General features: G+C 41.7%; 23 protein-coding genes, 1 rRNA gene and 1 pseudogene. 6 read left to right on the top strand and 19 right to left on the bottom strand.

Annotation, left to right across the window (positions count from 1 at the left end; genetic code table 11):
- Positions 1–58: 58 nt before the first annotated feature.
- The 8 genes and pseudogenes from IGJ05_RS02460 to IGJ05_RS02425 all read right to left on the bottom strand — a co-directional run bounded on the left by IGJ05_RS02460 (position 59) and on the right by IGJ05_RS02425 (position 7,621).
- Positions 59–1,618, bottom strand: a 16S ribosomal RNA gene (locus IGJ05_RS02460).
- Positions 1,619–2,159: 541 nt separating this feature from the next.
- Positions 2,160–2,345 (bottom strand): hypothetical protein, encoded by a 186-nt coding sequence (locus IGJ05_RS02455; protein WP_005230211.1) that lies wholly within the window; start codon positions 2,343–2,345, stop codon positions 2,160–2,162.
- Between the two features lie 139 nt (positions 2,346–2,484).
- Complete coding sequence (locus tag IGJ05_RS02450; RefSeq protein ID WP_225001375.1) at positions 2,485–3,006, bottom strand: GNAT family N-acetyltransferase; 522 nt, start codon at positions 3,004–3,006, stop codon at positions 2,485–2,487.
- Positions 3,007–3,071: 65 nt separating this feature from the next.
- Entirely contained in the window at positions 3,072–4,010 is a 939-nt protein-coding gene (locus IGJ05_RS02445) for a dihydroorotate oxidase (RefSeq protein WP_074932577.1), read from the bottom strand.
- 209 nt (positions 4,011–4,219) lie between these two features.
- A pseudogene (locus tag IGJ05_RS02440) lies at positions 4,220–4,764 on the bottom strand (zinc-binding dehydrogenase); the annotation flags it as partial.
- 442 nt (positions 4,765–5,206) lie between these two features.
- Positions 5,207–5,524 carry a DUF2500 domain-containing protein gene (locus IGJ05_RS02435; RefSeq protein ID WP_015509816.1) on the bottom strand — a complete coding sequence of 106 codons (318 nt, stop codon included), beginning with the start codon at positions 5,522–5,524 and terminating at the stop codon, positions 5,207–5,209.
- Positions 5,525–6,281: 757 nt separating this feature from the next.
- Positions 6,282–6,611, bottom strand: a complete 330-nt coding sequence (locus tag IGJ05_RS02430) for a metal-sulfur cluster assembly factor (RefSeq protein ID WP_005231940.1) — start codon at positions 6,609–6,611, stop codon at positions 6,282–6,284.
- 74 nt (positions 6,612–6,685) lie between these two features.
- On the bottom strand, positions 6,686–7,621 hold the full coding sequence (locus tag IGJ05_RS02425) for a YitT family protein (protein ID WP_005230189.1): 936 nt from the start codon (positions 7,619–7,621) through the stop codon (positions 6,686–6,688).
- Between the two features lie 153 nt (positions 7,622–7,774).
- Here IGJ05_RS02425 and IGJ05_RS02420 point away from each other — a divergent pair, with 153 nt between their 5' ends.
- On the top strand, positions 7,775–8,266 hold the full coding sequence (locus IGJ05_RS02420) for a YajQ family cyclic di-GMP-binding protein (RefSeq protein ID WP_005230187.1): 492 nt from the start codon (positions 7,775–7,777) through the stop codon (positions 8,264–8,266).
- A 91-nt stretch (positions 8,267–8,357) separates the two neighbouring features.
- Here IGJ05_RS02420 and IGJ05_RS02415 read toward each other — a convergent pair whose 3' ends face one another.
- The 3 genes from IGJ05_RS02415 to IGJ05_RS02405 all read right to left on the bottom strand — a co-directional run bounded on the left by IGJ05_RS02415 (position 8,358) and on the right by IGJ05_RS02405 (position 12,338).
- On the bottom strand, positions 8,358–10,850 hold the full coding sequence (locus IGJ05_RS02415) for an ATP-dependent DNA helicase (RefSeq protein WP_225001372.1): 2,493 nt from the start codon (positions 10,848–10,850) through the stop codon (positions 8,358–8,360).
- A 257-nt stretch (positions 10,851–11,107) separates the two neighbouring features.
- A complete protein-coding gene (locus IGJ05_RS02410) occupies positions 11,108–11,644 on the bottom strand; it encodes a hypothetical protein (RefSeq protein WP_016611127.1) in 537 nt (178 codons plus the stop codon).
- Positions 11,645–11,924: 280 nt separating this feature from the next.
- Positions 11,925–12,338 (bottom strand): GNAT family N-acetyltransferase, encoded by a 414-nt coding sequence (locus IGJ05_RS02405; RefSeq protein ID WP_375352789.1) that lies wholly within the window; start codon positions 12,336–12,338, stop codon positions 11,925–11,927.
- A gap of 98 nt (positions 12,339–12,436) precedes the next feature.
- On the opposite strand from IGJ05_RS02405, the gene IGJ05_RS02400 reads away from it, so the two are divergent.
- From IGJ05_RS02400 to IGJ05_RS02385, 4 genes are all read left to right on the top strand, one after another.
- The gene (locus IGJ05_RS02400; RefSeq protein WP_005230178.1) at positions 12,437–13,057 is read left to right on the top strand and encodes an MBL fold metallo-hydrolase; all 621 of its coding nucleotides are present in this window, start codon (positions 12,437–12,439) and stop codon (positions 13,055–13,057) included.
- A gap of 33 nt (positions 13,058–13,090) precedes the next feature.
- Entirely contained in the window at positions 13,091–13,795 is a 705-nt protein-coding gene (locus IGJ05_RS02395) for a histidine phosphatase family protein (protein WP_005230175.1), read from the top strand.
- 148 nt (positions 13,796–13,943) lie between these two features.
- Complete coding sequence (locus IGJ05_RS02390) at positions 13,944–14,777, top strand: undecaprenyl-diphosphate phosphatase (RefSeq protein WP_015509843.1); 834 nt, start codon at positions 13,944–13,946, stop codon at positions 14,775–14,777.
- 189 nt (positions 14,778–14,966) lie between these two features.
- On the top strand, positions 14,967–16,262 hold the full coding sequence (locus IGJ05_RS02385; protein ID WP_438725001.1) for an ISL3-like element ISEfa11 family transposase: 1,296 nt from the start codon (positions 14,967–14,969) through the stop codon (positions 16,260–16,262).
- Between the two features lie 113 nt (positions 16,263–16,375).
- Here IGJ05_RS02385 and IGJ05_RS02380 read toward each other — a convergent pair whose 3' ends face one another.
- On the bottom strand, positions 16,376–16,999 hold the full coding sequence (locus IGJ05_RS02380) for a DUF47 domain-containing protein (protein ID WP_005230171.1): 624 nt from the start codon (positions 16,997–16,999) through the stop codon (positions 16,376–16,378).
- A 12-nt stretch (positions 17,000–17,011) separates the two neighbouring features.
- Complete coding sequence (locus IGJ05_RS02375; RefSeq protein WP_438725000.1) at positions 17,012–18,067, bottom strand: inorganic phosphate transporter; 1,056 nt, start codon at positions 18,065–18,067, stop codon at positions 17,012–17,014.
- Between the two features lie 236 nt (positions 18,068–18,303).
- Between IGJ05_RS02375 and rpsT the strand changes: the two genes are divergently transcribed.
- Positions 18,304–18,558: a 30S ribosomal protein S20 gene (rpsT, locus tag IGJ05_RS02370; protein WP_005230162.1), complete on the top strand. Its 255-nt coding sequence runs from the start codon at positions 18,304–18,306 to the stop codon at positions 18,556–18,558.
- 52 nt (positions 18,559–18,610) lie between these two features.
- Here rpsT and holA read toward each other — a convergent pair whose 3' ends face one another.
- The 6 genes from holA to IGJ05_RS02340 form a co-directional block, all read right to left on the bottom strand.
- Complete coding sequence (gene holA, locus IGJ05_RS02365) at positions 18,611–19,630, bottom strand: DNA polymerase III subunit delta (protein ID WP_034869424.1); 1,020 nt, start codon at positions 19,628–19,630, stop codon at positions 18,611–18,613.
- Positions 19,631–19,661: 31 nt separating this feature from the next.
- Positions 19,662–21,905, bottom strand: coding sequence for a DNA internalization-related competence protein ComEC/Rec2 (locus IGJ05_RS02360; RefSeq protein WP_438724999.1), 2,244 nt, complete (start codon positions 21,903–21,905; stop codon positions 19,662–19,664).
- Entirely contained in the window at positions 21,877–22,374 is a 498-nt protein-coding gene (locus tag IGJ05_RS02355) for a ComE operon protein 2 (protein ID WP_225001367.1), read from the bottom strand. The genes IGJ05_RS02360 and IGJ05_RS02355 overlap by 29 nt, the downstream gene beginning before the upstream one ends.
- Positions 22,375–22,467: 93 nt before the next feature.
- Positions 22,468–23,109 (bottom strand): helix-hairpin-helix domain-containing protein, encoded by a 642-nt coding sequence (locus IGJ05_RS02350; RefSeq protein WP_225001366.1) that lies wholly within the window; start codon positions 23,107–23,109, stop codon positions 22,468–22,470.
- A 121-nt stretch (positions 23,110–23,230) separates the two neighbouring features.
- On the bottom strand, positions 23,231–24,271 hold the full coding sequence (locus IGJ05_RS02345; RefSeq protein ID WP_225001365.1) for a CAP domain-containing protein: 1,041 nt from the start codon (positions 24,269–24,271) through the stop codon (positions 23,231–23,233).
- A gap of 194 nt (positions 24,272–24,465) precedes the next feature.
- A complete protein-coding gene (locus IGJ05_RS02340; RefSeq protein WP_317721275.1) occupies positions 24,466–26,112 on the bottom strand; it encodes a penicillin-binding transpeptidase domain-containing protein in 1,647 nt (548 codons plus the stop codon).
- Positions 26,113–26,119: the final 7 nt, after the last annotated feature.

Here is a 26,119-nt window from a genome sequence, read left to right as displayed (position 1 = left end):
AAACCTCTCAAAACTGAACAAAGGCAAACGATGTGTAGTCTTCCGAAATATTCCTTAGAAAGGAGGTGATCCAGCCGCACCTTCCGATACGGCTACCTTGTTACGACTTCACCCCAATCATCTATCCCACCTTAGGCGGCTGGCTCCAAAAAGGTTACCTCACCGACTTCGGGTGTTACAAACTCTCGTGGTGTGACGGGCGGTGTGTACAAGGCCCGGGAACGTATTCACCGCGGCGTGCTGATCCGCGATTACTAGCGATTCCGGCTTCATGTAGGCGAGTTGCAGCCTACAATCCGAACTGAGAGAAGCTTTAAGAGATTAGCTTAGCCTCGCGACTTCGCAACTCGTTGTACTTCCCATTGTAGCACGTGTGTAGCCCAGGTCATAAGGGGCATGATGATTTGACGTCATCCCCACCTTCCTCCGGTTTGTCACCGGCAGTCTCGCTAGAGTGCCCAACTAAATGATGGCAACTAACAATAAGGGTTGCGCTCGTTGCGGGACTTAACCCAACATCTCACGACACGAGCTGACGACAACCATGCACCACCTGTCACTTTGCCCCCGAAGGGGAAACTCTATCTCTAGAGTGGTCAAAGGATGTCAAGACCTGGTAAGGTTCTTCGCGTTGCTTCGAATTAAACCACATGCTCCACCGCTTGTGCGGGCCCCCGTCAATTCCTTTGAGTTTCAACCTTGCGGTCGTACTCCCCAGGCGGAGTGCTTAATGCGTTTGCTGCAGCACTGAAGGGCGGAAACCCTCCAACACTTAGCACTCATCGTTTACGGCGTGGACTACCAGGGTATCTAATCCTGTTCGCTCCCCACGCTTTCGAGCCTCAGCGTCAGTTACAGACCAGAGAGCCGCCTTCGCCACTGGTGTTCCTCCATATATCTACGCATTTCACCGCTACACATGGAATTCCACTCTCCTCTTCTGCACTCAAGTCTCCCAGTTTCCAATGACCCTCCCCGGTTGAGCCGGGGGCTTTCACATCAGACTTAAGAAACCGCCTGCGCTCGCTTTACGCCCAATAAATCCGGACAACGCTTGCCACCTACGTATTACCGCGGCTGCTGGCACGTAGTTAGCCGTGGCTTTCTGGTTAGATACCGTCAAGGGATGAACATTTTACTCTCATCCTTGTTCTTCTCTAACAACAGAGTTTTACGATCCGAAAACCTTCTTCACTCACGCGGCGTTGCTCGGTCAGACTTTCGTCCATTGCCGAAGATTCCCTACTGCTGCCTCCCGTAGGAGTCTGGGCCGTGTCTCAGTCCCAGTGTGGCCGATCACCCTCTCAGGTCGGCTATGCATCGTTGCCTTGGTGAGCCGTTACCTCACCAACTAGCTAATGCACCGCGGGTCCATCCATCAGTGACGCAAAAGCGCCTTTCAACTTTCTTCCATGCGGAAAATAGTGTTATACGGTATTAGCACCTGTTTCCAAGTGTTATCCCCTTCTGATGGGCAGGTTACCCACGTGTTACTCACCCGTTCGCCACTCTTTTTCTTTCGGTGGAGCAAGCTCCGGTGAAAGAAAAAGCGTTCGACTTGCATGTATTAGGCACGCCGCCAGCGTTCGTCCTGAGCCAGGATCAAACTCTCATAATGATTTGTTTGAATGACCATACGGTCATTAAGCTCATAAAAATTAACTTTGCTAGCTATTGCTTGCATGTATTTGTTTCAATAAATTGAAACGTCCTACACATTGGTTCGTTTGCTTGCTTTGTTCAGTTTTCAAAGGTCTACCGTGCTGTGTTAGCAACTTTTATATCATATCAGAGCGACATTTGATTGTCAACTCTTTTTTTAAAAGTTTTTTTCGCTCGTTGTTTTTCAACTTCGTAGCGGCTGCCTCAGCGACTTAATTAGAATAACAAATGATTTGTTATTTGTCAACAACTTTTTTCAATTAATTTTGTTGATGTATCAACATTGATTAACTGTTTTATTATTGCGACTTCGTTATAATATCATCTGTTTTATTTTTGGTCAAGTCTTTTTTGAAGATTTTTCAACTGTTGTTTTGACCCGCTGGCTCAATTGCCAACGTTGAATACTTTATCACTCTATGAATGAAAGAGCAAGCTTTTTTTCTGAAATTTTTCCAATTAACAAAAACAAAGAAAAAAACTACCCAAAAGGTAGTTTAATCAATATCGATCGTACGGAAACGGATTTGATTTTGATCGTCTCGTTTTAAGGTTGTTTCTTCTTTCAAATAAGAGAACTTCTTCTCATCGATCGCTGGATTTTCAAGCATTTCTTCATAACCTGCAAAAATATCATGGATGTATTTTTTATAAGCTTTTTTCTTTTTGATTCTTTTCTTCATTTGGCACCGTCCTTTACGTGCTTATCTTAGCAAGCCGAAAGGATTCTGACAACCATTATCCACATTTTCATACCAAAAATTCACTTTGACACACCTTTTCCATTCTTTCAGCCAAGTGACAAGAATGGAAAAAGAATGTTTAGTTTGTGATCAAACGTTTTTGAAACGCCAATCGCTCTCCATTCGGAAAAGGAAATGTTACCTCTCCTTTATATTGATAGCCAGCTGCTTGGATATTCTTTTGCATCCCAATATTGGCTTTATACGTATCGATACGCAAATCAACGATTCCTTGCTCTAATGCAACCACTTCAAGAGCTTGCAGCAATTTGGCACTTAACTTTTGCCCTTTAAAATGAGAACTGACAACGACGCGATGAATGGATAGATACGGACCGTTTCCATCCCACCCTGCGCCGGTAATTGCGTTGTAGACAGGATCATCACCAGAAACCAGTGCCGCAGACGCTGCGATTTTCCCATCTTTCACTAACACATAGCTTTCACCTTTTGCAATATCTGCTTTGATTTGAGTTTCTTTTGGGCCATAGCCATTTTGCCATTGTGGTGATCCTTGAGCTTTTAAAAAAGCAATTCCTTCCTCAATCAGCGCCATTAACTCCGTTAAATCGCCCTCAGTTGTTTTACGAAATTTCTCCATTTAACCCCACCTTTCTTCTATGACTTTCTTCTATAAAAAGAAACAGACGATGATAGAAAGTCGTTTTAATCAATCGTTTTTAGTTTGCCTTGAAATTCACTGATTGATTGATATCCTTTTTCTTTCATGATCGTTTCTAATTCTTTCGTCAATCGTTCAAAGATCGCCGGCCCTTCTTTTTGCAACTCTGTGCCGATCTGCAACATAGAGGCACCACACAACAAATGCTCATACGCATCTTGACCATTACGAATCCCACCTGTACCAATAATTTTGATTTCTGGCTTGAGACGTGTATAGAAAGCCCGCACATTGGCTAATGCCGTTGGTTTCACATATTCGCCTCCGAGACCACCAAAACCACCTTTTGGTTTGATGACTACCGAGTCAGTAGCAGGATCGATGAATAAAGCATTCCCAATACTATTGATTGAATTGATGTAGGTTAACGGATACTTGTTTAATATCTTAGCCATCTCATCAAAGTGAGCCAAATCAAAGTATGGCGGCAATTTGACACCTAAAGGTTTTGTGAAAAAACCAAAGACTGTTTCAAGAATTTGATCGGTCAAAGGAAAATCATAGGCAACTTGTGGTTTTCCTGGCACGTTTGGACAAGAAAGATTCAACTCAGTGATTCCTTCAAAATCACTTTCTTGGATCTTCTTCAATAACTCAATGTTTTCAGCCACACTCATACCAGCGACAGAGAAAAAGAAAGGCGCTTGCTGAGTCATTTCCTGCTGTTTTTTGATGGCATAATCTAAGTAGTAGTCCACCCCTAGATTTGGTAATCCCATCGAATTGATGCTTCCTAAGGGTAAATCGGTATAACGTGGTTCTGGATTTCCGGCACGTGCTTCTAGCGTTGCACTCTTTGTGACAAATGATCCAGCTGCTGATACCGCTAATTCATCTAATTCCTCGATCGTCATACAATGGACTCCTGAGGCGTTCATAAACGGATTTTCGTATGTAAATTTCCCAAAATTCGTAGCTAACATTGATTCATTCCTCCAATCTTTTCAACTAGTTTACCGTTTCATTTCTGAAAATGCAACGGGTCTTTGATTGGGACAGGTTTTAGAAGGAGCAACCTATTTAATCACTGTAGCAAATCAAAAAACCATATCCATAGCAGCTTGTTAAAGCTTGCTGAATAAAAATGGTTTTTGAAAACAATCTGTTTGTGCTGTAATCAAATGTTTAGTTTTTAGAGCATGATCATGATTTTATTAAAGCTTTCACTTCTATTTACCGCTAAATCAAATGCTCTTTGAAGATATTCTAACGGAAAGCGATGGGAAATCATATGACTGGCACTTAAGCGTCCGCTTTCTAAAAAGGTGAGTGAATCAAACCATTCTTTGCCTGGGAAAGGCGCAGAATAGCTATTCCAAAAACCCTTAATGGTTAATTCACTGCGAAAGATTTTTCAAATGCCCGTTGCTTAATCAAAACATCAGAATAAGTGATCCCTTGAAATCCAATTTTCCCGTCTTTTTTTGTCACTAAGAGACATTGTTCTTCGGTTATTTTAGTACCTGCACATTCCATTGCAATATCTACGCCTAAACCATCCGTTATCCGAGAAATCTCTTTTTCAAGGTCTTGAACACTAGGATCGATCGTATCGGTGACACCTAAATCTAATGCTTGTTTCAGTTTCTCTGATTGAATATCAATGCCAATAATCGTTTTCACACCCGCAATTTTTAACCATTGGATCGTCAGCAACCCAATCTTTCCTAACCCAAAACGGCAACGACTTTGTCACTTGAAAGAGAAAATGTTTGTGAAAAACCAAGAACGATTTTTCCTTTTTGCAATTATTTCTGAAGTCACGTAAAAAACAAAAAACCTCGTAACAATGAGTCACGAGATTTTGGTGAAGCAATCTATTCTATTTATGAGTATTTAAAAACTATCCGTAGCTCATCACTTCCGCCAATAAATCGAATGGGTGAACTAAATTAAGCCATTCCTCGCAGGAAATTTCCTTCGGTTTTGGTTTTATTTATGCGACCTCATAAGTAGAAATTCTCAAGTGTTACTCGATGATACTTGCGTTTTCCATCGAAAGCGTACAATTCAAATCATTTCAAATGATAAGACACTTGAATAGGAGTATTTTAATTGACTGTTCAACTTTTTTTGAAATTGAAAACGAATAAACACATACTATATACATACAAATTTTTTACCTATCAAGTGAATTAAACCTTTTTCTTTGATACCTCAACACTCCAGTATCTCCGATGACGTATAATTTGTATTTTCCATACCCTACTTTAAATTCTAATCTTTCGCCACTTGCGATTTCAAATAAAAGATAATAGGTAATGGATTGATTCGTAAAGCCGTTTGCAGCAATATTCGTGCTACTAGTCATTCGTTTGTCTACTAGCGTGGCAAGTACTGCCACTTCTGGCGTAGATTGATCCTTTAAGAATTCGACAATATGATATAAGATAACTGCGACGAAAATAAAAGCAAATAAAGTAAATAGAAAATCCACAAAACACACTCCTTTTTTGTTTTTATGATCAAGGGAATCAACCAAATCATTTTTACAACTTAACTATAATTATACATTAATTCAATTAATTAATCTCGAATCTCTAATAAAAATATGTAACTCGCTAAATGATTGACCGAAACTGTAGTTTGGCTATCGTTTTCCTATATGTATGGTTGCATAGAACACATTTGTATATTTGTTAACCAAGAGTCAGTTGCTAGGATGAAATCACATGACCTTTGAAAAAACATTCCTAGAATCATCCTTCTTCATTCTACATTGACTCCTTAAGGAAAATTCATCGTATCCCAAAGTCTCTGACTAAATTCAGTAACTTTTCTTTAGACATGTTTTCTGGGATGCACCTTAAGGTTATCAATGTGGATGAATAAGAATTTATTCTGTGCTCTTTTTTTGTCAAAATGATCGAAGGTTTATAGAAAGTATTACTATTTCGGCAAAGTTAAATACTAACTCACTTTGAGTTGTCATATGAATGGAAAATACGTTGAGCTTTCAGGTTTAAAAATATATGATTTTCTTTAATGCTTTTAGTAAAAAAGCATAACTTTTTCACCAAGTAACTGTTTATTTAAGAAAGTATTCTATAAAAAAACTCTTCTACCAACTTTTTCAAAGTTAATAAAAGAGTTCTGTGTTTATATCCTCATTTTGCCAACTGTCCGACACCTAAGAAAACAGCTTGTTCCATCTAGTTAACAAATATGAAACAACTTTCTATGATTGAAAATCCTTAACGAATCCCCAAAGCAATCCGTGCATAACGACTCATTTTATCGGTCGTCCAAGCGGGATACCAGACTAATTTCACCTCTGGATTTTTGACTTCTGGAATATCGCTTAGTGCTTCGTGTATCGATTCAGTCAATACGTCGGCTAAGGGACAGCCCATTGTTGTTAAGGTCATTTTGATTACGGTATTGCCTGTTTCTGCATCAAATTCGACTTCATAAACTAAGCCTAGATTCACTATATCAATCCCCAACTCAGGGTCAATCACGGTTTCCAAGGCAGCCAAGACACGCTCTTTGATTGCTTCTGCTTCTACTTCAGTATATGCCACGGTTGAAGACCTCCTTTAATTCTTGTTTCAAATAATACCTTCTTTTGCAAGATTTGTAAATGGACGATCCTTGATTATGGACGGCTTTTCTTGTGTATTTTCAGTTCTGGGAAGACCCCTGTCGTTTTAAAGGTCCGTTGTTCATCATCTGTCGCAAAACGGCCTGTAATTGATTGGGTCGGCACAAAATTAATAAACGCATTGCCGTCAGCTTCTAAAACGGCTTGTTCTAAATCGTAGATCTCGTAGCGCGTCACGACCATCATGATCATATTGCCAGGTACGCCTGAATACCCTCCGACTGAGGGGAACAAAGTCATGCCGCGAAACACATGCTTAGAAATATTTTTCCCAACAGCTTCCGCATTGGTCGTAATAATCATTGCCGTTACCTTTTGATGACTTGTGTGCAGCATGTCCACAACGTAGCTCATTGCGAAAATCGAAATGATCGTGTACAAGGCACTTTCCCAAGAAAAGACGAAACCTGAGACCATGACAATGATGCCGTTTAAAATAAACATATATTTACCAACTGTTTTTCCAGTCGTTTTTGATAATATCAACGAAAGAATATCCATTCCGCCGGTGGTAAAACCCATTTTCAGTGAAAACGCAACGCCGACGCCTAACAGTACGCCACCTAGCAAAGCGTTAACCAAAATATTGTCAGTGATCGCTCCTTGCGGAAGGATCATCGTTAAGACGGAAACGACAACGACATTGATAAAGCTCAATAGTGTCGATGATTTCCCGAGTTTGATGAACCCAAGAACAAAGATAGGCAAGTTTAAGAGGAAAATAAACAGCCCTGTACTAAGGTGAACGCCAAAATGTTCCAAGGCAAGTGCCACGATCAATTGGGCGACCCCGTTCATCCCAGCAGAAAGAACGTTTGCGGGAATCAAAAAGAAATTTAAAGCAATGGCTGCAGTAATACCTGACAGCAAAATAACCCCTATTTTTTTCAATCGTTCTGATTGTTCGTGCTTCGTTAATAACTTACTCACAATGATCTAGCTCCTTCACTAAAAATCTCCTTCCAAAGAATAGCAGTTTGTGTGAAAAAATGAAACAATTATTTGCAAAAATTTACTTTTCATTCCCGCATCGTTCGCCTCCATGTTAAAATCATAGGTAAGAGATGAGAGGAGTGATTGATTTTGGCAAAAGAAGCAAGTTTTGATGTCGTATCTGAGATCAACACAGAAGAAGTGAAAAACGCCATTCAACAGGCGGAAAAAGAATTGAAAAACCGATTTGATTTTAAAGGCTCCACGGTAGAAATCAAGATGACTGAGGGCAAACTGACGATCGTTGGAGATGACGAATTTAAGTTGGAGCAAATCAAAGATGTGCTCTTTGCGAAGCTGATCAAACGGAATGTACCAACGAAAAATATTCAATTTGGCGAAACGGAGCATGCCTTGGGGGCAAAAGCTCGTCAAACGGCAGAATTGATCAATGGCATCGATAAAGAAAACGCCAAAAAAATAACGACAGCGATCAAAAACGCCAAGCTAAAAGTTAAAACCCAAATTCAAGACAATCAAATTCGGGTAACAGGCAAAAGTCGTGACGATCTGCAAGAGGTGATCCAATTGTTGCGTAAACTGCCCCTGACGATCGATTTACAATTTACAAATTATCGCTAATCAAAAAAACTAGAACAGAGTCTAACGTGATGGTTAGGCAAAATCAGCTTTATCTACTGATTTTGCGCAACCGCTCTTGAAAGCTCTGCTTCTAGTTTTTTTCTTGCCAAAAATGAGTCAATGCCTTTGATAACTCTTGCGGCCGACGAATCTGCAAGGCATGCTGCCAATGCAGTGGGAAAAGTTCTTGGTAACGCGGTGTCCGAAAGCGCTGATCCAGCAATAACACCACGCCACGATCGCTGACATCCCGAATCACTCGACCGGCTGCTTGCAGGACTTTATTCATCCCTGGCAGCTGATAGGCATACGCAAAGCCAGCTGCCTTTTTCTCATCGTAATATTCCCGAATCAATTCTTGCTCGTGATTGATTTGCGGCAGTCCGACTCCTACCACCGCTGCACCGATCAAGCGATCGCCTTTTAGGTCGATCCCTTCAGAAAAAATTCCTCCAAGGACACAAAATGCCACCAAAGTTTTTGGTTGACTCTTTGGTTCGTCTTGACTTTTATCCAGCAAGGATGATTGTTGCGAGTCAAAAGATTGAAACTGCGCAAGAAACGCCTCGCGCTCTGCTTCGTTCATAGCAGTCCCCTGAATCAAGACCTCCACCTCTGGCGCCTGTTGAGAAAATGCTGCCGCCACCTCATCCAAATAACGATAAGATGGGAAAAAGACCATATAGTTTCCCGCTTTCGCTGCCGTCATTTGCTGGATCGCATCAACGATCGCAGGAATGCTGGCTTCACGTTGGCGATATGTCGTTTGGATATAGTCCGCAATAAAAATCCCCTGATTTTTCGGATCAAAAGGACTTGGCAAGCGATAGCGCAAAGCTTCATCGCCGCCACCTAATACTTCTTGATAATACGACAAAGGGGTAAAGCTCGCAGAAAACAACAGGCTGGCCTTGCCCTTATCTAACACGGATTCCAAAAACGGCGCTGGTTCGATGCAAAATTGCCGTAGTTTGATATCATAGCGGTCGATCTCCACCGTCGTTTCGTAGTGATCATCATAAAATTCACTGATCTTCAAATAATGGTTAGCTTCAAAATACACTTGCAGCACTTCTTCTTGCAATTCATGCTCAGGATTTGCCGGCAACCATTCCTTCATCAATTCAGCTAATTTGTATAGCTGATTGACCATTGTTTCATGGGGAGCTGCTTGATGGTGGTATGACCATCCTTCCTCTTTTGCTAATTGGGCTAAAGCCGCAAATTCTTTATCAACTCTGTTTAGTGCGCGTTTTAATTTCTGTTGATCCTTCGGCAGCTTCTTCTTTAATTCCTTAAATGGCTGTCGTAAGATCGTTGCGGAATACATTTCTTTCGAACGATTAACTAAGTTATGGGCTTCATCCACTAAAAAGAAATACTCTTCGTCTGGCTCTTCAAAAAATCTCCGTAAATAAACGGTTGGATCAAACAAATAATTATAATCACCAATAATGACATCGCAAAAGACACTGACATCCAGTGAAAGCTCAAAGGGACAAACCGTATGCTTCATTCCATAAGTCTCGATCACTTCTCGGGTTATTTGGTTTTCGTGATGCAACAGATCCCACAAAGCTTCGTTGATTCGATTGTAATAACCTTGTGCATAAGGACAATGCTCTGGCGTACAATTTCGTTCATCCAGAAAGCAAATTTTATCTTTGGCAGTGATCGTGACACTCTTGGTTTCACTACCGTTGTCTGCTAACTTGCTCAACGCATCTTCAGCCACTTGTCTGGTGATCGTCTTCGCCGTCAGATAAAAGACCCGATCTGCCCCTTCTTCCCCGAGAACTTTTAATGCGGGAAACAGCGTTGACATGGTTTTTCCAGTTCCCGTTGGCGCTTCCGCAAAAAGTCGCTTGCCATTTTTTAGTGTTTTATACGCCGCTGCTGCTAACTCTCGCTGCCCTTTGCGAAAGGTTTCAAAGGGAAAAGACAACAGCTGCAAAGACGTATTGCGGACACGGCGCCAATTCTCTTGAAAAACTAACCATTTATGATATTCCTGAAGTAATTCTTCATAAAAAACAGCTAATTCTGAGAACTGAAATGTTCTTCTCGTACGGGTGGTCAGCTTTTCAGTGGTTTGATAATAAGTCAATTGTACGGCGATCCGATCGATGGGTCTCCTCGGATCATTTTCTCCATCAGCAGTAGCTTCTGCTTCTGGTTTCTCTTGTTTTTCACTGTCATTAAGCGCTGCTTGTTCATTTTCTTGTAGTAAAAACAAATAAGCATAAACCATTCCCTGGGCAAAAAACAAATCGATTTGATCTTCAGGGATATCTTCGAAAGCTGGTTCTGAAGTTTTGATCTCATCGATCACCCAAGAATTAACAGCTGCATCAAAAAAGAGACCATCGGCACGTCCTTCGACAGTGATCGAATCTTTCTCAATTTGGCTTTCTCGTTTGAAAAAGACTTCTTTTTGATACGCATCCCCAGCCTCTTTTTGTAGTTGGCGATGGATACGGGCGCCTTCTTGTGCGGTATGATTACTGACTTTGCGGCTATCAATATCGCCTCTGCGCAAAATAAATTCTACGATTTTTCTAACCGCAACTTTTCCTTTATACACGTGTTCACCTTCTCGTTTGCCATTATAGCGGATAGATCACTTTTGGAAAAGCGAACAGAAACAGCTTTTCATCCTCTGCGGAGAGTATCCTATCCAAACAGGTTTGATCTCTAAAAAAATCACTTGCGGCAAAATGCCTTCTCATCAGGTAATCAACGCCATTTCCACTTCCAGAGAATGGGTTTGACGAAAGGTTACCAAAAAAACCTACTCTACTCACCTAAGCAAGTAAAGCAGGAATATGTTTTTAAGAAAATTTATTGATCGACCTGAATGTCATAGCTAACGCCATTTTGATCATAGGCCTTCTGATTATTGGGATCTAAGGTGAACTCAAAGGTTCGCCCATCTGCCATGATCGTCAAACGTTTTCCTTCGACGATGTATGAGGCATCTTGATAGGTGATCTCATAAATTTGATAAGGATCGTTGGACAACTGTACCTCTGAATGGGAAAAATGACGCTGAAAATCACTTTCGATTTGTCCTTTATACAAGGCAACATCACTAGAGCTGGCTGAACTATCTTCTAAGTCTGCCATCGGCAAATACTGCTTAACGATCGTCAACTCATTCTCATGGAAATCATAAACCCCTTGGCTTTGCGGAAAGATGACACTCTCATCTTGGATCAACATCAAATCAAGGTCGCCATTTTCAACCGCTTTTGAGGCGGAAGTAACGGTTTCAGAAACTTCTTTCGAATCATCGATGGATAGCTCTTCCTCACCACAGCTCGCTAAAAGAAGCACAGCAAAGCATACAGTGAAAAAGAATTGGAGCGATTTTTTCATAAAAAACACCTTCTTACAAAAAGTTGATGTATACCAATCAAAACGAACACAAGGTCCTGAACACTTACTTTCCCCGAACTTAGTCACGACGAATGTTTCTGCTGCAGGAAAAAATTAGACCAGTTTCAAACGAAACACGCGCTTTCTTATTTTAATTAGTATAACAGCAGTTTTTTGCTAATGCGGTTTCTTAGAAAAATTTTCGAATTCCCACAATAATTCTGAGCTTTTCTCTCATCAAACTATTGGTTAGCCTTATCACCTGCCTGCCATAGGGTGGTCACAGCATCTTCACGAAATAAAGCCTATCCGTGCCAAGTACAGGCGTGTCAGAAAGCACAGCAAATTGTTCGAAGCCGACTGCTTGATAGAACTGTGGCGCTTGGTAGTCTTGGGTGGTAACTGTCACGGAACGACACCCCGCTTTTTTACCGTGATCGAAAAGTGCTGCCATCAATTGTTTCCCCACCCCTTGATTCTGATGGTTTGGATCAACTGTAAACAATTGAATATGAATCGTATTACCTGTCCGTTTCCCAATCAACCCACCAAGTTGATCGTGATTGTCAAAAAATGCAAATGAAAGCTGCTCTTGATCGGAAAAGGCACTCACTGCCTCTGTTTTTTTCGTTGAATAATTGAGCCATTGACAGATCGCCTGACGATTGTCTTCTGTGTTCATCGTTTCTATCATTAATTTTTCACTCCTAAAAACCTTTCTTTGTTTCCTCTTATACTTTAAGCTATACTTATAGTCAGACACAAGTATTTGTGATCCTAGGAGGTTTTAGCATGAAAATCATTGGTTTAGTGACAGGACCCGTTCAAGAAAATTGTTACCTTATTTGGAAAGAAGATTTTTTGTTGATTATTGATCCTGGAGCAGAAGCAGCGAGATTGATCGCTGAGATCGAAAAAACAGGCGCAAAACCAGCAGCGATTTTATTGACCCACACTCATTATGACCATATCGGCGCAGTTGACCATTTGCGGGATTATTATCAGATCCCCGTTTACGTTAGTCCACTTGAGCAAGAATGGCTAAGTGATCCTATGAAAAACCTTTCTGGTCGTCATCCTGAATTAGGAACCATCACCGCACGTCCAGCAGAATTCGAGCTAGAATTGAAAGAGTACGAGATAGCTGGCATGTCCTTTAAGGTTGTTGCAACCCCAGGTCATTCCATCGGCAGCGTCAGTTTTATTTTTGACAAGTTTGTCGTTTCTGGAGACGCCTTATTTAAAGGCAGCATCGGTCGGACCGATCTACCAACTGGCAACCTTGAGCAATTGCTGACCAGCATCCAAACGCAACTTTTTGTTTTACCGAATCAGATGGCCGTTTATCCTGGCCACGGGGAACCAACAACGATCGAGATTGAGAAACGGACCAATCCGTTTTTTAACGCATAAACGAATTACGAACCAAAGGAGGAATTACTACTTATGGCAAAAACGGAATTGTATGTCGTGCGTCACGGGAAAACCATGTTCAACACATTGCAGCGTGTGCAAGGCTGGTGCGACACCCCATTGACTCGTACTGGTGAACAAGGCATCCATTATTTAGGACTCGGGTTACGAGATGTGGATTTTGTGGAAGCAGTATCCAGTGACAGCGGCCGCGCGATCGAAACGATGCGTCTGATACTGGGTGAACATGTCAGAGGACCAGAGATCCCTTATCATATCGACAAACGGATTCGTGAATGGTGCTTTGGCTCACTTGAAGGTGCCTATGATGCAGAAATGTGGGGCGTTCTGCCACGGATTCTTGACTTTCCTGATTACGATGATATGATTGCCAATCATGTCTCGTTTGAGGCGATCGCCAATGCGATCTATCACGCAGATACAGCCAATTGGGCGGAAACCTTTGATGTGTTGACCGAACGTGTCAAAACAGGGTTTGAAGATATCGCCTACCGCGTTGAGAAAAAAGGCGGCGGCAATGCGCTAGTTGTGTCTCACGGCTTAACGATCGCTTTTCTTTTGCATCTGATCAATGATGAGAACAATGTTCGCATGGATATTGAAAATGGCTCGGTCACTCGACTGATCTACGAAGATGGCAGCTTTACGATTGCTGAAGTGGGCAATACCGATTACATCAAAAAAGGCTTAGCACTCTCTCAAGAACTTTTATCCTAAGAGAAACCTTTGGCAGTTGATCAATTTCTTTAAGAAAGGAGCAGTTTTTGTTTTAAAAACTGCCCCCTTTTTTTAGGAAAAAGATTGGTATTCGAATCAGGAAACGGTATACTAAGAGTTGTATTTTGTCATAGAAAGGACTGAACCAATGTTTTTTACAAATTTCATAAAAGCGATTTTATTTGGGATCATTGAAGGGATCACGGAATGGCTGCCAATCAGCAGCACGGGTCACTTGATTCTAGCCAACGAATTTATCGGATTGAATGTAACTCCCGAGTTTATGACGATGTTCAATGTTGTCATACAACTGGGTGCGATTTTAGCAGTCGTCTACTTATATTTCCATAAACTAAACCCTTTTTCACCGCAGAAAAATGAGTTAGAGAAAAAAGATACATGGACGTTATGGTTTAAAGTCGTCGTGGCGGTCTTGCCATCGGTTATTATCGGATTACCGTTAGATGATTGGTTAGATGCGCACTTCTACAACTTTTTCTCCGTTTCGATCGTCTTGATCGTTTATGGGATCGGCTTTATCGTGGTAGAAAAACGCAACAAAAATAAAGCACCAAAATGTACCGATTTGAACAAGTTCACCTATAAAGCGGCATTGATCGTAGGAATGTTCCAAGTATTGGCATTGATCCCAGGAACTTCTCGTTCTGGTGCTACTATCTTAGGTGCTATCATGATCGGCGCTTCTCGTTATGTTGCTGCTGAATTTTCATTTTTCTTAGGTATTCCCACCATGTTTGGTGCCAGTGCCTTGAAAATCTTCAAGTTTTTGAAAGATGGCAATGCCTTTGATTTCCAAGGAACCGTCATCTTATTGACAGGAACCATCGTGTCATTCATCGTTTCGATCATCGCGATCCGTTTCTTGATGAACTACATCAAACGGAATGATTTTACCGTATTTGGATGGTATCGCATCGTTTTAGGAATCATTTTGATCGGCTATTGGCTGATCCAATTATAAGCAAAAAGAGCAACTCTTGGGCAGGTAACTGCCGCAATAGTTGCTCTTTTTTTGGCTCTATAATTTATGGGACTGATGAATCAGAATTGATTCTTCAGCCCCATTTTCATTTTAGGTATTAAAAAACATATCGTTCTCTAGTATGATTAAATCACCACAAAATAAACAACTGAGAGGACGATATGCTATATGAATGATTCTATCAAAAAAATGCTGAGAATAATAGAGAAAGATTTGATGATTACAGAGGTCTCTTACGAGACCCTTCAGAAGAAAAAGACGTTGGTCGTCGATGCTGTTCTCTCGCCTACTCCTCGTGCTTGTAGAAGTTGTGGTTCTACTGTGGTAGATGGAAACGGGAAAGCAATTATAGTGAAAAATGGGAAGAAGGAAACAATTGTCCGTTTTGAACAATACAATCATATGCCTTTGGTTATGCGCCTAAAAAAGCAGCGCTATACCTGTAAAAACTGTCGCACCCATTGGACTGCTCAAAGTTATTTTGTCCAACCCAGACATTCAATCGCAAATCATGTTAGATATAAAATTGCTTCTTTACTGACTGAAAAAGTATCTTTATCTTTTATTGCGAAAAGCTGTCAGGTATCTTTGACCACCGTTATTCGTACATTGAAAGAGTTTAAAAGCTATTTACCAAAGCAATCTAAGAAGATTCTCCCAAGAGTATTGATGGTTGATGAATTTCGTTCGCATGCTTCCATAGAAGATAAAATGAGCTTTATTTGTGCAGATGGCGAAACAGGAAAATTAATAGATGTTTTGCCTACGCGTAAATTACCTCGATTAACAAGCTATTTCTTAGGTTGTACCAATCCAGAAGAAGTAGAATTCTTGGTGACAGACATGAATGCCACCTACTTTCAGCTCACCAAACGTGTTCTGCCAAATGCGAAAGTCGTGATTGATCGGTTTCATATTGTCAAACACATGAATCAAGCGTTCAATGAGTTGCGTATCCGTGAAATGAATGAACTTCGTAAAGCCGGACAGAAAAGCCAGGCAGAAAAACTGAAAAAGAACTGGCGCTTTTTGCTAAAAAATCGTGCAAACATCAACCATTATGAATACAAAACATGGAAAAGTTTCCGAGCACCAAAATACCCATTTCTTACTGAAGCAATGATGATTGATCGATTGCTTGAGTTTTCTCCGCCCCTAAAGGAGGCGTATCGCTTTTTTCATGAATTAGTTGAAGCCTTTCGAGACAAAGACCCTGACTTATTTTTCTCCTTATTGGCAGAACTTCCCGAAACGTTAGATGACGGCTTTCGGGAAAAGCTTCAAAACCTTCTGACCTATGAAGAAGGCATCACCAACGCAATGATCTATCCTTATTCCAATGGAAAAATAGAAGCGAAGAATACCCACATAAAGACAATGAAACGAGTATCCTACGGATTTAAATCATTCGAGAACATGAGAATTAGAATCTTTTTGATCAATCAATTAATCAATGTAAGATAACAAAAAATCTGAGCCAGAATGTGGTTCATTCTGACCCAGATTTGATTTTGCACAACTCATCAGTCCTTATTGACAAAGAGCCCTTTTTTTTCGTTTGAATGCTCTCTAGTTCCTCACGTGTTTTTGATCACCATACCATCGATAATATCAACCGCACTTTCGGTGTCGTTGATAATCGATTCAAAGCGATCATAAATATCTTTCCATTTAATGATTTCCAGCACTTCTTTTTCATCCGTAAACAACGCTTTTTTCATTTTTGAATACAAAAGATCTGCTTCTGATTCAATCGTATTTACATCGTTGATCATTTGACGCAATGTTTTTGAATTTTTGAACTTCGGAAACTCTTTTAATGCTGTTTCGACCCCCTGTGTCGCTTGAACGATCATTTCAGCAAATAAGTTCGTCTCAGGGCGGATCTTCGTAATGACCAAATTCTCAAATAAATAAGTCAGTCCCATAATGCCATCCAAAATATCATCTAAGCGCTCAGAGATGACCAGGATGTCTTCGCGATCGATCGGTGTGATAAATGAGTCGTACAACTCATTCGTTAACTCAGCGATCACCTGATCGCCTTCCTTTTCTAATCCATGAATCTCAGCTGCCGCTTCACTTAACGCTGTTTCAGAGTAATCATTGATCAACAGCGAAAAACGTTTCGCAGCTAGATGCCCATTTGTTGCCAACTGCTCCATTGCCGCAAAATAATCAAATCCTTTTTTTCGTGCCATTACTTTCTCTCCTCACAAAATTAGCAATAAAATTTTCACCATTAGAAACGCAATCAACCCGCAACCAGGGAACGTTAAAATCCAAGCATAGATCATTTCTTTAACGATGCGCCAATCAACGCTAGAAAAACGTCGAGAAGCCCCTACCCCCATGATGGCAGTCGTTTTTGTATGGGTCGTTGAAACTGGGATACCAAATACGGAAGACAAGAACAAACAGATCGCAGCGGTAACATCTGCAGAAAAGCCCTGGTATTTTTCCAGTTTTACCATATCCATCCCTACTGATTTGATGATTTTCATCCCACCGACAGAAGTACCGATCCCCATGGTCAAGGAACAAAGAACCATCACCCAGAGTGGGATCGAAAAGCCATTGCCGGTCTTTTCAGCAAGATTGTTGTAGAAAAGCCCTAACATGAAGACACCCATAAATTTTTGGCCATCTTGTGCACCATGTAAGAACGCATTGGCACCAGCCGCAATGGCTTGACCAACTGTAAAAATTTTGTTGGCTTTTCGCCGTTGGGTATCGCGAAAGAGCCATACGATCAGTTTCGTGATCAGAAAGCCGCCAATGAAGCCCATCAACGTAGAAACGACAAGACCGATCAAAACTTTCAGCCACTCCTCGCCATTGACTGCATGTAACCCACCAAGGGACATGGCTGCACCAGTCAGTCCTGCGATCAACGCGTGAGATTCACTAGTTGGGATCCCAAAATACCAAGCTGCGACCGTCCAAACAACAATTGAAAACAAGGCAGCGGCTAATGCGATCTGTGAGACCCGAAAACTCCCGCCTGAATCAAAAGTCACAATGTTGCTGATGGTTTCTGCAACTTGCGCATTAAAATACGTCATCACTAGCACACCTAAGAAATTCATGACGACTGCCATGCCAATGGCGATATTCGAGCGTAAGACTCTCGTGGAGACAGCGGTTGCAATAGCATTCGGCGCATCCGTCCAGCCGTTGACGAAAATCACCCCTAATGACAACACAATCGTTAGAAACAAAGCGATATTCACATAGATTCCCCCATTTAAAAATTCCGAAGTAATCATAGCATAGAAAGCTGTTTCTGTGTAAACTTTTTATAACTATTCAGTAAAAAATGTGTAAAGAAGCATTTTTAAAATCCATAAAGCAAAAAATAGCACGGCCAAAAAACAAATTTTTGTGTTAAGTAAAATTTCTTTACAACTTTTATTGCAATCACTCTTGGCATTAGGTATAATGACTAGTGTTGATTTATACGTTTTCTAAACGTAATTGAACTTTTTTTTCGGAGGTGAAATACATGCCAAACATTGAATCTGCAATCAAACGTGTTCGCACAAGCGAAGCGGCTAATGCTAAGAATTCATCTCAAGTAAGCACAATGCGTACAGCAATCAAAAAATTTGATCAAGCTGTTGAAGCTGGTGCTGATAACGTAGATGCGTTATATAAAGATGCTGTTAAAGCAATCGATATGGCTGAGACTAAAGGATTGATCCACAAGAACAAAGCTAGTCGCGACAAATCTCGTTTAAGTAAAAAAATTGCAAAATAAGCAAATTAAGAAAGGCGCAGCAATCATCGATTGCTGCGCCTTTCTTTTTGACTTACTGTTTGCCATGTTTTAAAACAAATAGCTGGAACAAATACTCTTTGTCCATCTGACCACTTTTCACTAAGTAATCATTTTCGATCAATTCACTATATAGTGCCGCTAATTGCTTTTCTCCAAACCCCCGAGCTTGCTGCATCGCTAACTTCACTCGGTACGGATGAATCCCCAACGTTTCTGCGATATTGGCTTGCTGGTAGCCAATTTTCATCAAAATCGCCGCCTGTAACAGCAGACGGACTTGGCTGATCAAGATAGCATTGATCTTGATCGTCTCTTCCCCTTGCAATAATAGATCGTCATATAAGCGCAATGCATCCGATACGTTCCCCTTTAAGACATCGCTGGTTAATTCAAAGACATTGTGTTCCAACGTCTTAGGGATCAACTGCAAGACGATCTCTTTCGTAATTTTATTGCCATTTCCTGCATACAGCCGTAGTTTCTGTAACTCCTGCATCGCTTTTGATAGGTGCAGATCCGTTAACCGTAAAAACAAATCAAACGCCTCTCGGCTCATTTCGATGCCATCATTGGCCAACGACTGTTGGAGATACTGACGCACGTCGGCTTCTTTCATAGGTGCGACATCAATCACAACTGCGGCTTTCTTCAACTGCTTAGTAATTTTTTTCCGTTCATCTAATTTATCGACATCTGCAAAAATCACCATTACCGATGATTCCAATGGGTCTTTGATATAATTCAAAAAATCATCTAGGTCATGCTCAGGTGCATTGCTCTTTTTTTCAGCCGTTAAGAAAAATGGCCGCTCAACGAACAGTAATCGCTGATCGCCAAAAAAAGGCAACGATTGGGCTTCTTGGATCACCATATCAAGGGGATCTTTCTCCATGTCAAAGGAAGCAAAATTCAGATCATCTTTCCCAACGGAAAAACGCTCCAAAAAGGCCGTGCGAACTTGCTCTTGTAAAAACATTTCACTGCCGATGACCAGATAAATCGATTGCAACTCCTTGGTTCGAATTGCTTGCAACGCTTTTTGTAATTCCATCGTTCCCCCCGCTTTCATTCTTATCCTACCATTAGTCAATCGGATAGTCTAGCAGCGTTTTTATCAAAAATGATTGTTGTTTTTCAGACCAAATAAATTGGATCATGCCCTGCTGATCGGTTCGCAAAACGGTCTGATTTGCCAATGTTTCAAGCACCTCTTCATGAGGATGCCCGTACCGATTGTTCCGTCCACTTGAAACGATCCCGAATTGGGGATCGATTGCCGCAACAAACTCAGGTGCCGTCGAGGTTCGACTGCCATGATGCCCTAGCTTCAATACATCAACTTTTAAATTCGGATAATCATGAATCAACTTTTTTTCCCCTGCTTGTTCGAGATCGCCAGTAAACAAAAATGTTTTATCCCCTACCTTGGTTTTAATCACCATCGAATCTTCGTTTTGTCCTGCACCTGATTCTGGTGCCAATACTTGCAACTGAAGGAAATCACCCACCACTTGGCCAACCGTCGTCCAAACAACGTTTGTCTGATTAGGCAGTTCGTTTAAAAGCTTGGCGATGCGGTGATCTTGTTCACTTCCTGGTACAAGATATAACGTTTCAACAGGAATCGCCTTCATCAATGCTAGCGCATCTCCCATATGGTCCGTGTCCCCGTGAGTTAGAAACAAACCAGTAATCTTCCTGACTCCCTCCCCTTTCAAAAAAGGAATCAATGTAGATTCCGCGGCAGCTTGTCGTTTGCGCTCTTGCCAGTTTTCTTTCGGAAAAGATAGAGAACCTCCAGTATCGATCACATAAACTTCGCGATTTTTTTCTGCCTGTAAAACGATACTATCGCCTTGACCAACGTCGACATAACTAATGGTGGGTAAAACGCGATTCTGTTGAAAGACGATTGGTACAACAAGCGAAAAACAGATCACCAACAGCCACCGTTTCTTTTGGTAACAGAGCAGGCCAAGCAAACAACAACTAGCTGCCAATCCTGCAGGAAGGGCACCCACCGTTATCGATACGCCTCCTACAGCGCCCACGACAACTTCCATAAGTAATAAAAGCTCTTCAAAAAGGGCAATCAGCCCACTGATGGTTGGGAAAAGCGTCCCAGCAATGAACATTAAGAAACAGGCTAGCAGCAAAACCAATTGAAAAAACGGTAAAAAGACAAACGTCAAAAAGCCCCCAAATAATGGAAATTCATAAAAGAGCGAGACAATGACAGGCGCAGCCAGCACCGTGAGGAACTGACTGCGCCAAAACCACGTCAATTTGATTGGTCGCTGCATCATTATCAGGAAGGTCATCAAAAGACTTAGTTGCCCCGATGTTTGAAGCAATACTTTGGGATCAACGAATAAAAGAGCCGTTAAGACGATCCCATAATGATCACTTGCCGATAGCCGTTGTTGATAAAGAGTGGTCACTTGAGTAACCGACAATGCCAAGACAGCACGCCAGACACTAATGCCGCCGCCACAAATCCCAATTACGACCAAGAAAAAGACCCCCATTGGCAACAGCATTTCTTTTTGCGTAAACCCCAATCGGCAGAAGCATCCGCGAAACCACTTGAAAAATAAGACGACATGCATTCCTGAGATCGTAAAGAAATGCAATAAGCCACTAGCACGATACATTTGACGTACTTCTTGAAAGTCATGGTCTTTAAAACCAAAGAGCAACGCATTGATATAGGCTGCTGAGCGTTCAGGAAAGATTCGTTGCACAGAAGAAATAACCTCTGCTCGAACTTTTGCAAGCGAAAAGCCTGAGTCTGCTGCTTCCATTCCTACCATTTGCTCGATATGGACTGTGCCAATAATTGATCGACTGGCTAGATAGGCAGAATAGTCAAACCCGTGGCGGTTTCGTGGTTTTTCAGGAAGAGAAAAAAATCCTTTCACCAGCAGCTTTCTTCCCCAATCGGATCGATCCTGCCATTGCTGTTTTTCAGTCTCTGAAGAAATCGTGTAACGGCCAATCACTTTACCTGCGGAAGATTTTGCTTCAAACGTAAGCAGATCGCCATTGATTTTGATCGTGTCTGGCAACACATTGACTACCCCTTGATACTCACCTTCTTGTATGTTTCCAGTCCGAGAAAGACAGACGCGGACACTTAACAGCAACAGTCCGACAAAACAAATCATGCACAAAAATGCTTGTCGTCTTAAGACAAGCATCACGAAATAATAAAGTGCAATGAGTCCCAGTAAGATGGACTGCACATAGTAAGCAGTCACCGAACAAGCAAGAACAATACTAAGAAATAAAAATGAATCAGTTCTCTTTTGTTGGTTGTGCATCATTCAGCACACCAAATGAAAGTTTTTCAAAATACACCGGATCAAGTTCAACTTGGTGGACGGAAGCACCTACTTGTTGAATCAATTCCATTGCATACTGATTGTTACGATAGTCATTCAAATAATGGATCGTTTTGACCCCTGCTTGCAAAATTGCTTTTGTACAGGGAAGGCAAGGAAAATGCGTCACATAGATTTCCGCATTGTCTGTTGACACCCCTAATTTTGCACATTGCAATAAGGCATTCATTTCTGCATGAATCGTTCGAATACAATGGTCATCGACAACATAACAGCCCTCGTCGATGCAGTGTACATCGCCACTGACTGACCCATTGTAGCCTCCAGCGATGATTCGGCGATCTTTGACTAATGTAGCGCCGACTTCAAGTCGGGAACACGTACTGCGTAAAGAAAGTAAAACAGCTTGCGCCATAAAATACTGGTCCCAAGGGATTCTCGTATTGCTCATTCATTTGCTCCTTTGCGATTGATTAGTTCTATTCTAATCGAATTTCTTGAATTTTCAACCGTCATTTCTTAGTATTTCTTACTTTTATTTGGTTCAGTCCGTCACTGTAATCATCTCTTTCAAGGACTCAAAGGTCTTCTCTCCGATGCCTGTGATCTTTTTTAGGTCATCAATCTGTTTAAAAAAGCCATATTCTTCGCGGTAAGCGATGATTGCTTCTGCTTTTTTGGCACCCACGCCTGGCAGTTCTTGCAGTTGCTGCGCATTGGCTTGATTCAGATTGATTTGTGTCACTGCTGTCTGGCTGCCACCTACTCCTGAAGAATTCATCTCCGTAAACGCTTGATCCTCTTTATGCGGGACGATCACCATCTGTTGATCTTGCAGCACCTGTGCTAAGTTTATGGCTGTTTCTAACGCCTCTTCTGTCAGACCACCTGCTTGTTCGATCAATTCATACATCCGCGCACCTGATTTTAAACGATAAATGCCCGGTTGGTGCACTTCTCCTTTGACATCGATAACGATCTCATACTCTTCATCGTGAAGACCATCTTCTTGAAGGGTTCCACCTTCCCCCATTTCAGACGATTGACCTGCTGCATCTGCCATTGATTGCCAGTTTGTTTCTTTGTTTTGCGAGAACGATACGAACCAGATGATCAGCAAAACCATCAAAACAGCACCACCAACTGCAAATCGCCAATAGTCTTTGAGCAGCTTCCATTGATCCATTTTCACCACCTCATAGATGAAATACGCAAAAAGTAATCAAGGACAGAAAAATAGTCAACACTTTCCACGTGTCGACTTTTTTTACTGGCTAACAAGTATCAGTTTCAAGCAATTCAGGAATTTACGACGCCGATCCTCGGTGATACAACGTTGTATAATATGGCTGTTCGCTGGTATCGATCGCAATACCGATCCCGAGAAATTGATACTCATCGTTTAGAATCGTTGCCCGATGTCCCTCTGAATTCATTAAACCTTGATGGGCGTAAATACTACTGGCTTGGCCAAATGCCAAATTTTCCCCTGCAGCAGTGAAGCTGATCCCGTCTTCTTGCATCCGATCAAATGGAGTTGATCCATCTAACCCGATATGGTCAAAGTATCGATGTTCTGCCATATCTTGGCTATGCTTCACGGCAGTCTCACTGGTTGCTTCGCTGAAACCAAGGGGTGACAAACCAAATTTCACTCGGGTGGCATTCGTTAATTCAAATAACTGTGTTCGTAAACCGCTTAAAATGGCGGCTTGATTTTGGCGAAAATCATTCGCATGGCGTGTTTCTAGGGAGCGATTGATGATTTGGATCGCAGTCACTGTATCTTCAGCATGAATATCATAGAAAAAAGTAATCAATTGATCGTCTTGCAAGAACAGATCATAGTCAGCATCCGAATCGATCCGATACCGTCGTGATCCTCGTTGTATACTTTCTTGACGCGTCCCCATCTGATTACGAACGCTTGCTTTTGAAGACCCAATACCTAGTGTGTCATCGATAAGAATCGTGTCTTGATTCGTATAGATCCCTTGCGCAATATCATGTTCATCGTACATCACCATCATGAAGTTACGAAAATCATCGTGATAGGAAGTCCAGTTCAGTCCATACCGATTCGCTGATTCATTGATCGCTTCCCCAAAGGTTTCTTCGATCACTTGTCGTGATTCATTATATAAATATGTCTGGGCAGGCGTTTCTGCCGCTGGCCTTGCTGAAGTGTCTTGTGAAAGAGAAAATTGGGACGAGAGAGATTGAGTGATCTCGTTGAGTCGGGCATCACGAAATGCCAAGCGCCCGTCTTGCCATGTGATCATCTGGCTTGCAAAATAAAGAAGCCCGATGAGAAAAATGCTTTTGATCAAGAATTTTATTTTTTTCATATGACACCTCCGTCAATGAATCTTTATGTGTTAGCTTTAGCGCGATCGTTTATCCATTCATCCCTAGATTGGATCGCTGATGCACCCTTCCTGTCTTTTCTAAAGACTATCATTCCTGTGGGAAGTTGACCAGCTGCATCATGAAATTTCTTAGATGATCTAGGTCTTTTTAAGCTCCTGTTAAGAAACTTTTTTTACTCACGAAAACTTTGCAGCGCCATCGAACGCTCCATCAAGGGATTGGCGATTTTAGCTAATGTATGTCGATCGTATTCTTCTGGTCGCTTGATGGTGAGGTAAAGAATAAACTGTGGATCATCCGTTGGGTAGATGGAGACCGCCGAATAAATATAATCAAACTCTCCCGTCATGTAGCCTTGACCATTCTCATTGGCGATCTGAGCAGTCCCAGTTTTGACAGAAATCTCATGGTTCGTCAGTTGGTATACATCATAAGCGGTGCCATAACGTTCATCCGTCACTACATCGGTCATGTATTCCAATACAGCATCAGCTGCTGCTTGTGAAATAGGCTGGGAAACGACTTCTGGAAAAACTTGGGTCTCTTCCCCTACTCGCCGAATCAATTGCGGACGTATCATCTCGCCACCATTGGCAAATGCACTAAATAGCTGCATCATCTGCATCTGATTGACGCCGATCGCATGGCCATAGGAACTCATGGCATAATCCACCCGATTTCTTGAAGGTAAGATCCCAGGCACTTCCCCAGGAAGCTCACTTCCTGTAACTTTCCCTAATCCAAAATCAGTTAAATACTGTGCCCAATTATCAAAACCGATCCGTTGCTGAAGTCGAACCATCCCAGTGTTGCTTGACCAAGCTAACGCTTGCCGCATCGTCAACTCACCATTTGCTCCTGAGTCGTGGTCATTGATGACTCGATCTTCAATCTGCATACTCACAGGATTGTAGCGTTCCGTCGGATCAAAAACACCTTCATCAATAGCTGCCGCAACGGTTGCCAGCTTCAAGGTCGAACCAGGTTCATACATCTCTTCCGTAAAAAGATTACGCCAAATAAAGTGTTCATCCGTAATTCCTTCTTGGGTCTCTGGATGAAAACTAGGTCTTTGAGCCATCGTTAAAATCTCCCCAGTTTTCGCATCCATCAATAAAGCCGTTAGATTTTCTGGTCGTGTTTGTTCCATAACTTCATCCATCACTGATTCAGTGAATAACTGCAGATGAGCATCTAATGTCGTCCAAACATCATTCCCATCTACTCCTTCTTCTACGGTTTGATTGGTTGCGGGAACAAGATTCCCTGAAGCATTGACTTGAAAGGACTCTCGCCCATTTTGATTCTTCAAAAAGTCGTTCAGTACATATTCTAATCCAGAAACACCGACTCGAATCTCTTCATCATCTGACGTTGTCCCTATCAAATGTGAAGAAAAGATACCATTCGGATAACTGCGACTTGAACGAGCATCGAAATAGATACCGTTGATTCCAGCTGCATCAAACGCCGCTTCGATTTGATTTCGAGTAGTCACACTTAGACCACTGCCAACATTGCCAAATTCCACTTGAAAGACAGGCGGATCTGTTTGATTCGCACCATCTGACAAGATTGACAAAACTTGCTCGTTAGAAATAGGTAAATACTCCGAAAGAATCGTTGCGGTCTCCTCAAAGCGCGCTCTGTCTAGATACATGGGTCGGCCATTATCAATGTAATCTTCAGAAAGAACCGCTCGAACAGTATAGGAAAGAATATCCTGTGCGATCACTGTCCCCTGCCGATCAAAAATCGCCCCTCGACTTGTTTCGATCGATCTTGAACTATAATACAAATTTTCTATTCTTTCAGACAAAGAGACG

The sequence above is a fragment of the Enterococcus sp. AZ167 genome (genome assembly GCF_051714025.1).
Classification (GTDB): Bacteria; Bacillota; Bacilli; order Lactobacillales; family Enterococcaceae; genus Enterococcus_D; species Enterococcus_D casseliflavus.
This window is presented reverse-complemented; position numbering and strand designations above follow the sequence as displayed.

Coding starts and splice junctions, on each gene's coding strand:
- IGJ05_RS02455 (WP_005230211.1), bottom strand. CDS start 2,345: ATGAAGAAAAGAATCAAAAAGAAAAAAGCTTATAAAAAATACATCCAT.
- IGJ05_RS02450 (WP_225001375.1), bottom strand. CDS start 3,006: ATGGAGAAATTTCGTAAAACAACTGAGGGCGATTTAACGGAGTTAATG.
- IGJ05_RS02445 (WP_074932577.1), bottom strand. CDS start 4,010: ATGTTAGCTACGAATTTTGGGAAATTTACATACGAAAATCCGTTTATG.
- IGJ05_RS02410 (WP_016611127.1), bottom strand. CDS start 11,644: ATGAAAAAATCGCTCCAATTCTTTTTCACTGTATGCTTTGCTGTGCTT.
- IGJ05_RS02405 (WP_375352789.1), bottom strand. CDS start 12,338: ATGATAGAAACGATGAACACAGAAGACAATCGTCAGGCGATCTGTCAA.
- IGJ05_RS02400 (WP_005230178.1), top strand. CDS start 12,437: ATGAAAATCATTGGTTTAGTGACAGGACCCGTTCAAGAAAATTGTTAC.
- IGJ05_RS02395 (WP_005230175.1), top strand. CDS start 13,091: ATGGCAAAAACGGAATTGTATGTCGTGCGTCACGGGAAAACCATGTTC.
- IGJ05_RS02390 (WP_015509843.1), top strand. CDS start 13,944: ATGTTTTTTACAAATTTCATAAAAGCGATTTTATTTGGGATCATTGAA.
- IGJ05_RS02385 (WP_438725001.1), top strand. CDS start 14,967: ATGAATGATTCTATCAAAAAAATGCTGAGAATAATAGAGAAAGATTTG.
- IGJ05_RS02380 (WP_005230171.1), bottom strand. CDS start 16,999: ATGGCACGAAAAAAAGGATTTGATTATTTTGCGGCAATGGAGCAGTTG.
- IGJ05_RS02375 (WP_438725000.1), bottom strand. CDS start 18,067: ATGATTACTTCGGAATTTTTAAATGGGGGAATCTATGTGAATATCGCT.
- rpsT (WP_005230162.1), top strand. CDS start 18,304: ATGCCAAACATTGAATCTGCAATCAAACGTGTTCGCACAAGCGAAGCG.
- holA (WP_034869424.1), bottom strand. CDS start 19,630: ATGGAATTACAAAAAGCGTTGCAAGCAATTCGAACCAAGGAGTTGCAA.
- IGJ05_RS02360 (WP_438724999.1), bottom strand. CDS start 21,905: ATGATGCACAACCAACAAAAGAGAACTGATTCATTTTTATTTCTTAGT.
- IGJ05_RS02355 (WP_225001367.1), bottom strand. CDS start 22,374: ATGAGCAATACGAGAATCCCTTGGGACCAGTATTTTATGGCGCAAGCT.
- IGJ05_RS02350 (WP_225001366.1), bottom strand. CDS start 23,109: ATGGATCAATGGAAGCTGCTCAAAGACTATTGGCGATTTGCAGTTGGT.
- IGJ05_RS02345 (WP_225001365.1), bottom strand. CDS start 24,271: ATGAAAAAAATAAAATTCTTGATCAAAAGCATTTTTCTCATCGGGCTT.